We start from the raw sequence: 12,093 nt of genomic DNA, 5'->3' as shown, positions 1-12,093 counted from the left end.
GCGCACTAGCCCACATTTCGGTAGCGGTTAAGCCGCCGCGCGGTCCTCACCGGATCCGGGTACGCGGCTCGCGCGCACGCTCGACAGGACCAGCGGCAGCAGCCAGCCCATGGCGACCTGGTCGTACGGCAGCAGTATCTGGTCGAGGCGGTTGTGGACGTAGGCCACCGACAGGCCCGACTGCGGGTCGACCCAGCCGAACGAACCACCCAGCCCGATGTGGCCGAAGCCGTGCCGTGCGCCGGGGATGGGCAGGGAGTGGTAGCCCAGGTGCCACATCATCGGGAGGTAGAACAGTGCGTGGTCGAGCCGGTAGGTCTGGACCCGGCGGATCGCGGCGTGCGTGCTCGGCCGCAGGTACGGTGCGCCGTCGACGGTGAAGCCGTCGGACAGCGCGGCGTACATCTTCGCCAGCCCGGCGGCGGTGGCCACACCGTTGCCCGCGGGCATCTCGGTGTTCAGGATCGTCGGGTCGTCGCCGTCGAGGATGGCGTCGAGGCCGGGCACGAACAGGCAGCGAGCGGCCGCACCGAGCGGTCCGGGCAGCCGGAATCCGACCTTCGCGAGGAAGCCCGCGGCGAGCGGGTGCGCGGCGAAGCTCATGTGCGCGCCCGCCAGCCGGGCGTATTCGGTCGAGGAGTCCGCGGCGGGGCGCCCGAGGTGGATGCCATCGATACCGAGCGGATCGGTGACCTCGCTGCGGATCAGCTCACTCATGCTCCGGCCGGTCACCCCCCTGGCCAGGCCCGCGAGCAGCCAGCCGTAGGTCAGGGCGTGATAGGTCGGGGTGCCGCGCATGCGGTCCGGCGTGGCCAGCGCGAGGCGGTCCTCCATGAGTTCGTGATCGAGGGCTTCTGCGGCGGTGTTCGCCACCGCGGACAGCGACGACAGTCCGGCGCGGTGGGTGAGCACGTCGGCGACGGTGATCGAACCCTTACCGTGCGCGGCGAAGCGCGGCCAGTACTCGGCGACCGGCGCCTGGTAATCGATCAGTCCGCGATCGGCGAGCCGGTGGATCACGGTGGCGGTGACGCCCTTGGTCGCGGAGAACACGATCGCACCGGTATCCGCGTTCCACGGCCGGTCACCCCCGCTACCGGTCCAGAAATGGGCCAGCGGTTCACCGTGCCGATAGATGGCGATGGCACCGCCCGCGTCGCGGCGATGGCCGATCAAGGCGGCGAATGCGCGCACCAGCGGGCCGAACCCGGCCGGGGCGTAGCCCCCGACACCGGCCGGGAGGGCAGCGCTTTCCTGCCCGTAAGCGTCGTTGCTCATCATCTGACTATACGGCGTTATGCCTATTCGGCAATGCCGCGTTTCGGACTGTAGCCGACTCGTGCTCCGGCGTCATCACTCGGTGACCACCGTGCCCGCGCCGTCACCTTCCTCGAGTACGGCGAAACTGTGGCCCGAAATGAGTGTTCCCGCACCGCTTTCGGTGGCGGGTGACCAGGCCAGCAGTACCCGACCGTGCACCGGGATCACCACGTCGTCCTCGGCGAGGTTGCAGACCACCGAGATTCGGCCACGCCGCAGGATGAACCAGCGCTCGGCCTCGTCGTAGTCGGCCCAAACTCGTTCCAGCCATGGGTCGGTGAACTCCGGCCTCGACGTGCGCAGGGCGAGCAGGCCGCGATAACAGGCGAGCAACCGGGCGTGCGGTTCGCGACCGACCTCGGTCCAGTCGAGCTTGGAGCGGGTGAAGGTGGCCCGATCCTGCGGGTCGGGCACCTCCTCGGTGGACCAGCCGTGCTCGGCGAATTCGGCGCGTCGCCCGGTGGCGGTGGCCGCGGCGACGACCTGGTCGGTATGGGAGGTGAAGAACTGGAACGGGGTGCGCGCGCCCCACTCCTCCCCCATGAACAACATCGGGGTGCTCGCCGAGAGCAGCACCAGCGCCGCCTTCACCGCGAGTTGGCCGGGGGTGAGGTAGTCGCTGGGGCGATCACCGATCGCGCGATTGCCGATTTGATCGTGGTTGCAGGTGTAGCCGAGTAGCGCGCTGCCGGGCACGAGATCGCGCGGGATGGGGGCACCGTGCGTACGGCCACGGAAGCTGGAATACGTTGCGGCATGGAAGAACCCGTGCGTGAGCGTCTGCATGAGACAGGCCAGTGAGCCGAAATCGGCGTAGTAGCCCTGTCTTTCGCCGGAGACAGCCGTGTGGACGGCGTGGTGCAGGTCATCGTTCCACTGGCCGGTGAGCCCGTAGCCGCCCGCCGCGCGCGGGGTGATCAGGCGGGGATCGTTGAGGTCGCTCTCGGCGATCAAGCTGAGCGGGCGGCCCAGATGTGCCGCCAGCGCGGTCGTTTCGACGGTGAGCTCGTCGAGCAGGTGGGTGGCGGTGCGGTCGACCAGCGCGTGGACGGCATCGATGCGCAGTGCGTCGAGGTGGAATTCGCGCAGCCAGCGCAGGGCGTTGTCGATGATGTAGGCGCGGACCGCGTCCGAGCCCGGACCATCGAGGTTGAGGCTTTGCCCCCAGGTGTTGCGGCCGGTGGTGAGGTAGGGGCCGAAGCGTGGCAGGTAGTTGCCACAGGGGCCGAGGTGGTTGTAGACCACGTCGAGGCACACGGCGAGGCCGCGGGCGTGGCAGGCGTCGACGAAGCGTTGCAGGCCGTCGGGGCCGCCGTAGGTTTCCTGTACCGCGTACCAGAGGACGCCGTCGTAGCCCCAGTTGTGGGTGCCGTCGAAGGCGTTGACCGGCATGAGTTCGACGGTGGTGACGCCGAGGGTGACGAGGTGGTCGAGATGGGCGATCGCCGCGTCGAAGGTGCCATCGGGGGTGAAGGCGCCGATGTGGAGTTCGTAGAACACCGAGCCGGCCAGGGCTCTGCCGGTCCAGTTCTGGTCGGTCCAGGCCGTCTGGTCGAGGTCGTGGACAGCGGAGGTCTCGTGTACGCCCTCGGGTTGACGAGGCGAGCGCGGGTCGGGCAGTACCGTCGGATCGTCATCGATCAGGAACCCGTAGCGCGCCCCCTGACCTGCGTCGACACGCACCGACCACCAGCCGCCGCCATTGCGCCGCATCGGATGCTCGATCCCGTCCAGTTGCAGCCGCACCGTTCCCGCCTCCGGTGCCCACACCCGAAACTGCCTCATCGGCCCAGCATCGCATGGCCCGCGCCGGTGTGCTCGATCAACGATTCAGCGCGCGTGTGCGGCGACCCCGACCGGTCCCGCGCCGATGCACAGCGACTGCCGCTCGTCGAGGGACCTGATCCGCAGGGTGTCACCGCCACCGAGCAGTCGCACGTACACGGTGTTCAAGCCCGCCCGCACGTCGGCGATCGTTTCGGTCTCGCCTTCGAAGGACAAGGCGATCCGCCCGTCGCGTTCGGCGTTGTAGTTCACCTGGGCGGTCCAGTCGCGGATCTGCATCGGGCCGTCGAGTGGGAGGTTGACACCGGTGGCGCCGGGAACGCGGTAGCCGCAGCGGGGTTCGGGACCCTCGACGATGGCGCGATTCCACCAGACCTGCGCGTCGACGATGGCGCCTTCGTCGGTGATCATCCGTAGGCGCGGGGTCGAGAGGGCGAAGGTGGTGGGAGTCGCGATCGGCGCGAAGACACGGTCGGTCATATTCTCGGGGAAGGCCAACGGGTTCAAGACATTCCACGGAACCTCCTGCGGCAGCAGTGGCGCGTCCGCGGCGCCGGGGAGAGCGGCCCGCACGCCGGTGACGTAGGTGCGAGCCGGGCTCGGTTCCCATGATCTGGTGAAGGTGATCGTCGAGTACACACTGCTCGCCAGGAACAGTCCGATCGCCGCGACACCCGCGAGCTGTCGTACTCGGCCATCGCGCCCGGCGTCGATCGGAGCCGACCCACCCATGGTGTGTGCAGGTGCCGGGGTGGCTCCCGGCAGAACCTGTCGCTTGTTCGATCGATTCGCCGAGCTCGACCCGTGCCGACCGGGCGCCAGCGCGATCAGCGCCAGTGCGACAGTCGCGATCACCGCGAAGTCGGCGAAGTAGCGCAGAGATTGCAGGAGCAGACCCGCGGTGCTCGGGCCGTCGCGCAGGATGACCACGGGCGCGATGGTCAGTACCGCGTAGCCGGCAGTGCACGCCAAGACCTCGACGACCCGACGGCGGGTGCGAATCGTCCACGCCGCGAACAGGATCAGCGCTAGCGAGCTCAGCGCGACCAGCACGCTCGGTGGATCGGCCCACGGGGTGGCGGGTTGCCAGCGCTCCCAGCGCCACGGACCGCCCGACAGCGCGGGCACCAGCCCGTCCGAGAACGCGCGACTCCAGAGGGAGCCGGGATGTTCGGGAGGCGAGAGTCCGCGCGGGCGCTGGATGACGAGCAGGAAGCACGCCGACCACGCCAGCAATACGGCACCGCCCGCCGTCCACAGCGCGGCCCCATGCCGGGCGGCGGCGCGCACCGACCCGCCGGACACGTGCGCCGCGAGCACCGCGACCGCGAAGGCCACCGGCAGCACGACCACCGATTTCTCGAAGAACAGCAACGCCACCGCGAACACGACGGCACCCGACACCGCGTATCCGCGCCGCCCGGTCCGCACCAACCGCACCGCGTCCGCGCTCACCCAGGCCAGGGCGATCTGCAAGGGCAGCGCGTTCACCGCCGCCGCCCACCAGGCGAACGCGGGCACCGCCAACGGCACGAACAGGTAGAACGCCAACGGCCACAGGATCCGCGCCCGCACTCCGAGCAGGACGACAACCAGGCGCAACACCGCAAGCGACGCGAGCAACTGCAACGCCACCAACACGATGACCGCCACCGCCCAATTCAGCGGCGCCACCTCGGTGACCAGCCACGTCAGCACGAAGGCCAGCGGCATCACGTGCCCGTCGTGACTGGTGAACAGCAATTCCGTCGACCACACCGGCTGACTGCTCACCCGCCCGATCAGCAGGAAATCGTCCCAGTAGAAGAACCCGGAGCCGGCCACCCAGCCACGCAGTACCAGCTGCGCGATGATCAAGCAGGCCGCGGCGAGCAGCACCGTCCGCCCGGACAACGCGCGCCGCACCGGCCGAGACGACATCTCGGCGGGCGATGGCGATTCGAGCAGCGGCACGGACGTCACATCTCTCGACGCTAGCTTGTGGTTCGGGGGGCGGCCATCACGACCCACCACAGGGTGTCGCCGATGGCCTGTGCTCTGACACAGCACCACATGGCACAGCACAATTTTGGACTGATCTGTTCAAAACGTGCTACGGTGGTCGCCATGGCCAGACCCAAGGAATTCGACGAGCACAACGCGGTGGATGCCGCGATGCGGGCGTTCTGGTCCGCGGGCTACGAGGCGACCTCCACCCAGGATCTCTGCGCCGCAACAGGTTTGGGTCGCAGCAGCATCTACAACACCTTCACCAGCAAACACGACCTGTTCGATCGCGCGCTACAGCACTACATCACCGTGAAGAACGCGACCCTCTTCGACATCCTCGACAGCGACGCGCCGGCGCGCGAGCGGATCGGCGCCGTTCTACGTCTGGCCGCCGACGCACCCGATTCCGAACCGGCGGGCTGCCTCGTCGTCAACTCGATCGTCGAACTCGGGCCGCACGACGCCGACGTCAACGCCTGCCTGCTCGCCGACCAGGAGCGCCGCCTCGACGCGCTCACCGCGACCATCGTGAGCGGCCAGCGCACCGGCGAATTCGCCGCCGATCGCGAGCCACGCGCCATCGCCCAATTCCTGACCGCCACGATCAGCGGCATGCGGGTCGCGGCGCGCGGTGGCGCGGACCACGCCACCCTCGCCGCGATCGCCGATACCGCGATGGGCTGTCTCTGAGATCACCGCCCCCGAGCTGTCTTTCGCCATGTCCTCATTTTGGACTGATTGATTCAAAACAGTCCGATGCCAGGAAGGTTTGTCATGCCGACCGCCATCTACATCCTCGGCCTGTCCATCTTCGCGCAGGGCACCTCCGAGCTGATGCTCGCCGGTCTCCTGCCCGAAATGGCCGCCGACCTGGATGTCTCCATTCCCAGTGCCGGACTGCTCATCTCGGCCTTCGCGCTGGGCATGCTGATCGGCGCGCCCCTGCTGGCCGTGGTGACACTGCGCTGGCCGCGCCGCGACGCACTGCTCGCCTTCCTCGCGATCTTCGTCGCCGCCCATGTCGTCGGCGCGCTGAGCGAGGACTACTGGGTGATCTTCGCGACGAGAGCGGTGAGTGCCTTCGTCTACGCCGGGTTCTGGGCGCTGGCGGCGGCGACCGCGGTGAGCCTGGTGGCACCGCAGCTACGCGGACGAGCGATGAGCATCGTCGCGGGCGGGCTCACCATCGCGACGATCTTCGGGGTACCCGCGGGGACCGTGATCGGCCAGCATCTGGGCTGGCGCGCGGCCTTCTGGGCGGTCGCCGGACTGTCCGCGCTGACCATGATCGGTGTATTCACGAAGATTCCCGGCGGTCGGCCGAGCACGGTCGCGGCGCTGCGCGGCGAATTGCGCGTGATGGCGAACCCGCGACTGTGGGTCTCCTACGGCGCCACCGCGCTGTCGACGGGTTCGGCGTTCGTCACCTTCGCCTACCTCGGCGCGATGCTGGCCGACACCACCGGCATTTCGGCGGCATGGGTCCCGGCGGTGCTGGGTCTGTACGGTGTCGGCGGGTTGATCGGCATCATGATCGGTGGGCGCTTCGCCGACGCGCACCCGTTCCGCACCCTGTACGTGGGGGCCGCCGGGATGACGGTGGTCGCGGCCGCGATCGCCGTCACCGCGCACTCCCCCGCGGCGATGATCGTGCTCGTCGTGCTGCTCGGCGGTTTCGGGTTCGCCACGAACCCCGCACTGAACACTCGCGTCTTCGCACTGGCCGACGGTGCGCCGACGCTGGCCGCGGCGACCAACTATTCGGCGTTCAACGTCGGGATCACGGTCGGCCCGTGGCTCGGTGGGCTGGCCATCGGTGCCGGGCTGGGCTTCGCCTCGGTGGGCTGGATCGGCGCCGCCCTCGGCCTGGCCATGCTCGCCACCGTGGCCCTGTCGCACCGACTGGAGCGTGAATCCGTCACGGCCGCTGCTTCTTCCGAGCCTCGCGTACCCGAGTTCGCCCCCCAGTAGACCCGCAACCAGCAAAACCACCCGCAGCGCTGCGGGTGGTTTCGCTGGTTGCGAGCTTGCTCAGCCCAGGCAGCCGGGGCCGAGCAGTGCTTTCAGATCGCCCATCAACGCCGAGGACGGGGAGACCCGCCACGCGTCGTCGAGTTTGAGCATGGTGGTCTTCTCGCGGGCGCCGACGTGGCGGATGAAGACATCGGAAGTGCCCTGATGGCGGGTGAGGACCTTCTCGAGTTCACCGAGCTTGTCGGGTGTGCACATCCGGGTCGTCATCACTACCGCCACCGGCTTGGCCACGCCGATGGCCGAGAGATCGGGCACGACAAGGTCGTTGGCGATCAGCGAGATGCGGTCGTCACGCACGGAGACCCGGGCCTTCACCAGCACCACGGCGTCTTCGACCACATCCATGCCGTACACCGAGTACGACTGCGGGAAGAACAGCACCTCCACGCCACCGGTGAGGTCTTCCAACTGCGCCGAGGCCCAGGCCAAGCCATTCTTGTTGATGCGGCGGTTCACCGAGGCGAGGATGCCGCCGATGGTCACCTGCGCGCCGTCCTTGACATCGCCTTCCAGGATCGCCGGGATCGGCGTGTCGACCTGGGCGGCCAGCACGTGCTCGACGCCGTTGAGCGGATGCCCGGACACGTAGAGGCCGAGCATCTCTCGTTCGAGGGCGAGCTTGTGCTTGGTCTCCCATTCGTCCTCGGGGACTTTGACGTTGAACACCGACGCCATCGAGTCGTCGCCGTCGTCGAGGCCGCCGAACAGGTCGAACTGGCCGATCGCCTCGGCCTTCTTGGTCGACATCACCGCGTCGATCGCATCGGAATGGATCAGCAGCAGGCCCTTGCGCGGATGCCCGAGGGAATCGAAACCGCCTGCCTTGATGAGGGATTCGGTGACCTTCTTGGAGCAGGCGATCGCGTCGATCTTGTTCAGATAGTCGGAGAAGTCGGTGAACTTCGACTTCTCCTTGCGCGCGGTGATGATCGAGCCGACCACGTTGGTGCCGACATTGCGGACCGCGCCGAGACCGAACCGGATATCGGTGCCGACCGAGGCGAAGTTCAGCTCCGATTCGTTGACATCGGGCGGCAGCACCGTGATGCCCATCTTGCGGCAATCCGACAGGTAGATCGCGGCCTTGTCCTTGTCGTCACCGACGGAGGTGAGCAGGCCCGCCATGTATTCGGCCGGGAAATTGGCCTTGAGATAGGCGGTCCAGAACGAGACGAGGCCGTAGCCGGCGGCGTGCGATTTGTTGAACGCGTAACCGGCGAAGGGGAGAATCGTGTCCCACAGCGCCTTGATGGCGGGCTCGGAGAAGTCGTTGGCCAGCATGCCGTCACGGAAGCCCGCATAGGCCTCTTCCAGGACCGACAGTTTCTTCTTACCCATGGCGCGGCGCAGAATATCGGCTTGGCCGAGTGAGTACCCGGCCACCTTCTGCGCGATCTGCATGATCTGTTCCTGATAGACGATCAGGCCGAAGGTGTCGGCGAGGATCTCTTTCAGTGGCTCTTCGAGCTCGGGGTGGATCGGTTTTACTTCTTGCCGGTTGTTCTTGCGGTCGGCGTAGTCGTTGTGGGCGTTCATGCCCATCGGGCCGGGGCGGTACAGCGCGAGGACGGCGACGATATCGCCGAAGCCGGTGGGCTGCATGCGGCGCAGCAGGTCGCGCATGGCGCCACCGTCGAGCTGGAACACGCCGAGGGTGTCGCCGCGGGCGAGCAGTTCGTAGGTGGCCGGGTCGTCGAGCGGCAGGTTGTCCATGTCGAGATCGATGCCGCGGTTGGCCTTGATGTTCTCCAGGGCGTCACCGATGACGGTGAGGTTGCGCAGGCCGAGGAAGTCCATCTTCAGCAGGCCGATGGCCTCACACGACGGGTAGTCCCAGCCGGTGATGATCGCGCCGTCCTGGGCGCGCTTCCACACCGGGATCGCGTCGGTGAGCGGCTCCGAGGACATGATGACCGCGCAGGCGTGCACGCCCGCGTTGCGGATCAGGCCCTCCAGGCCGCGCGCGGTCTCGTAGATCTTGGCGACATCGGGGTTGGAGCCGATGAGCTCGCGGACCTCGGCGGCCTCCTTGTAGCGCTCGTGGTCGGGATCGGTGATGCCGGAGACCGAGATGTCCTTGGCCATGATCGGCGGCGGCAGCGCCTTGGTGATCTGGTCGGCGATGGCGAAACCGGGCTGGCCGAACAGGACTCGGGCGGAGTCCTTGATCGCGGCCTTGGTTTTGATGGTGCCGAAGGTGATCACCTGGGCGACGCGGTCGCTGCCCCACTTCTCGGTGGCGTAGCGGACCATCTCACCGCGCCGGCGATCATCGAAGTCGATATCGATATCGGGCATCGACACGCGCTCGGGGTTGAGGAATCGTTCGAACAGCAGGCCGTACGGGATAGGGTCGATATTGGTGATGCCCATCGCGTAGGCGACCAGCGAACCCGCGGCCGAACCACGGCCGGGACCGACGCGGATGCCGACTTCCAGCGCGTGCTTGATCAGGTCACCGACGACGAGGAAGTAGGCGGGGAAACCCATTTCGCAGATGACACCGAGCTCGAAATCGGCGCGCGCCATGTACTCCTGCGACGGGCCGTCGGGGAAACGACGATCGAGACCGTCGAAGACTTCCTTGCGCAGCCAGGTGGCCTGGGTGTGGCCTTCGGGCACCGGGAAGACCGGCATCCGGTCGCGGTGTTCCCAGACGTCGTCGTAGGACTGCACGCGCTCGCCGATGAGCTCGGTGTTGTCGCAGGCGCCGGGGACTTCCGCGTCCCAGATCGCGCGCATCTCCGCGGCGGACTTGAGGTAGTAGCCGTCACCGTCGAACTTGAAGCGGGTCGGGTCCGAGAGCGTCTTGCCGGTCTGAATGCACAGCAGCGCTTCGTGGTTCACCGACTGGTCTTTGGTGACGTAGTGGCAGTCGTTGGTGGCGATCGGCGGGATGCCGAGTTGGTTGCTGATGTCGATCAGGCCCTCGCGGACCCGGCGCTCGATGGACAGACCGTGGTCCATCACCTCGAGGAAGAAGTTGTCGGCGCCGAAGATCTCCTGCCACTTCGCGGCGGCTTCGAGCGCTTCGCGGTCGTGGCCGAGACGCAGGCGGGTCTGCACCTCGCCCGACGGGCAGCCGGTCGTCGCGATGATGCCCTCGGCGTGCTGGGCGATGATCTCCTCGTCCATGCGCGCCCACTTGCCCAGCTGGCCCTCGATGGAGGCCAGGCTCGACAGCTTGAACAGATTGCGCAGACCGGTCGCGTTCTCGGCGACCATGGTCATGTGGGTGTAGGCACCCGAGCCGGAGACGTCGTCGCCCTTCTGGCCCGGATCGCCCCACTTCACTCGCTTGGTGTCGAAACGCGAGCCCGGCGCGATGTAGGCCTCGATGCCGATGATCGGCTTGATGCCCGCCTTCTTGGCCGAGTTGTAGAACTCCGAGGCGCCGTACATGTTGCCGTGGTCGGTCATGCCGACCGCGGTCATGCCCAACCGATCCGCCTCCGCGAACAGCGGCGAAATCTTCGCCGCACCATCGAGCATCGAGTACTCGGTGTGGTTGTGCAGGTGAACGAACGATCCGGACGGAGCCAAGACGGTCCTTCCTCCCAGAGAGTCGGCGGGGGTTGGCCTTGGCATTCTATGCACGGGGGTCCGACAGATTTCGCACTCGGCACGCGCGCCCCGAACCGCACCTCGGCGTGGGTCGGCGTGTCGTGGCGAAGGTCACCGACGAGCACTCGACCGCGCGAAGAAGGCGACCTGATCCGCTACCCGTGCCTACACCGACATAATCGGTGGGTGTACTCCGATCGGCCCACTCGTTGATCACCTTCGTCGTGGCCGCTGTGGTCGTCGCGGCCTTACTGGTCGTGGCACTACTGGTGTGGCGGCGGACCCAGCGTGTCGTCACCACACCGGCCCAGCGTGCGGTCCACCAAGCGCTGCACACCGCCTCGCTGGCCGCCGTGCCGTTGCGTCGTGGGCTGACCCAGGAGTCCGCGAACGAGGCGGCGCCGCACCTGAGGGCCCTCGCCGGTGCCGAGGCACTGGGTGTGGCCGATGCCGAGGGGACTCTGCTGGCCTGGGACGGTCCGCAGACCGGAATGCTCGAGTCGTTCGCCGATGCGGCGCGGCGGGCTGTTGCCGATGAGCGGCCCGTGCTGGTCACCGGCGACGAGCACACACTGATCGCCCAACCGTTGCCGATCGACACGGGGGCGGCGGTCGGTGTGCTCGGCATGGTGACGACCGGCAAGCCGGGACCAGGCATGCTCGGGGCGGCCGCGGAGGTGGCGCGATACGCGTGTGGGCAGCTGGAACTCGCCGAGCTCGATGCTTCCAGGTCGCGGGTCGACCGGGCCGAATTGCGTGCGCTGCGAGCCCAGATCAGCCCGCACTTCATCTACAACGCGCTCAATACGATCGCCTCGTTCGTCCGCACCGACCCGGATCGGGCCCGCGAACTGATCCTCGAATTCGCCGACTTCACCCGCTATTCCTTCCGTGCCGCAGGCGAATTCACCGTCCTCGCCGACGAACTGCGCAATATCGAGCGATACCTGGCGCTGGAACAGGCCCGCTTCGGCGACGCCCTCGACGTGCGTTTACGCATCGCACCGGAAGTGCTCGGCGTCGTGCTGCCCTTCCTCGCCTTGCAGCCACTCGTGGAGAACGCGGTCCGGCACGGCCTCGCCGGCGGCGGCCGGGGCGGGCAGCTGAGCATCGTCGCCAGCGACGCGGGCACCGACTGCTTGATCAGCGTCGAAGACGACGGCATCGGCATGGACCCCGACCTGCTGCGCTCGGGCGCCCTCGACGCCGTCGACACCGATTCCGGCCCGGCCCGCACCGGCGAGGCCGCCCACGTCGGTCTGGCCAATGTCGACGACCGCCTCCGCGCCGCCTTCGGCAACGACTACGGCCTCGTCGTGGAAACCGCGCCAGGCGCCGGGACGAAGGTGAGCATGCGCGTCCCGAAATTCCGCGCCGGCATTCGGGCCTGATCCATCCGAC

The 12,093-nt window shown here is 67.8% G+C and carries 7 protein-coding genes; 3 read left to right on the top strand and 4 right to left on the bottom strand.

Annotation, left to right across the window (positions count from 1 at the left end; genetic code table 11):
* Positions 1–27 precede the first annotated feature (27 nt).
* The 3 genes from ACTWPB_RS17355 to ACTWPB_RS17345 form a co-directional block, all read right to left on the bottom strand.
* Entirely contained in the window at positions 28–1,278 is a 1,251-nt protein-coding gene (locus ACTWPB_RS17355; protein ID WP_446221680.1) for a serine hydrolase domain-containing protein, read from the bottom strand.
* A 75-nt stretch (positions 1,279–1,353) separates the two neighbouring features.
* Positions 1,354–3,105 (bottom strand): malto-oligosyltrehalose trehalohydrolase, encoded by a 1,752-nt coding sequence (gene treZ, locus ACTWPB_RS17350; RefSeq protein WP_446221679.1) that lies wholly within the window; start codon positions 3,103–3,105, stop codon positions 1,354–1,356.
* Positions 3,106–3,150: 45 nt separating this feature from the next.
* Complete coding sequence (locus tag ACTWPB_RS17345) at positions 3,151–5,067, bottom strand: hypothetical protein (protein ID WP_446221678.1); 1,917 nt, start codon at positions 5,065–5,067, stop codon at positions 3,151–3,153.
* Between the two features lie 144 nt (positions 5,068–5,211).
* On the opposite strand from ACTWPB_RS17345, the gene ACTWPB_RS17340 reads away from it, so the two are divergent.
* Positions 5,212–5,784: a TetR/AcrR family transcriptional regulator gene (locus ACTWPB_RS17340; protein ID WP_446221677.1), complete on the top strand. Its 573-nt coding sequence runs from the start codon at positions 5,212–5,214 to the stop codon at positions 5,782–5,784.
* An 84-nt stretch (positions 5,785–5,868) separates the two neighbouring features.
* On the top strand, positions 5,869–7,065 hold the full coding sequence (locus ACTWPB_RS17335; protein WP_446221676.1) for a Cmx/CmrA family chloramphenicol efflux MFS transporter: 1,197 nt from the start codon (positions 5,869–5,871) through the stop codon (positions 7,063–7,065).
* 60 nt (positions 7,066–7,125) lie between these two features.
* Here ACTWPB_RS17335 and dnaE read toward each other — a convergent pair whose 3' ends face one another.
* The gene (gene dnaE / locus ACTWPB_RS17330) at positions 7,126–10,716 is read right to left on the bottom strand and encodes a DNA polymerase III subunit alpha (protein WP_446221675.1); all 3,591 of its coding nucleotides are present in this window, start codon (positions 10,714–10,716) and stop codon (positions 7,126–7,128) included.
* Positions 10,717–10,904: 188 nt separating this feature from the next.
* Between dnaE and ACTWPB_RS17325 the strand changes: the two genes are divergently transcribed.
* A complete protein-coding gene (locus ACTWPB_RS17325) occupies positions 10,905–12,083 on the top strand; it encodes a sensor histidine kinase (protein ID WP_446226385.1) in 1,179 nt (392 codons plus the stop codon).
* The last annotated feature ends 10 nt before the right edge of the window (positions 12,084–12,093 follow it).

Source organism: Nocardia sp. IBHARD005, assembly GCF_052814245.1.
The sequence above is the reverse complement of the archived record's forward strand: the minus strand, read 5'-3'. Positions and strand labels throughout refer to the sequence as shown.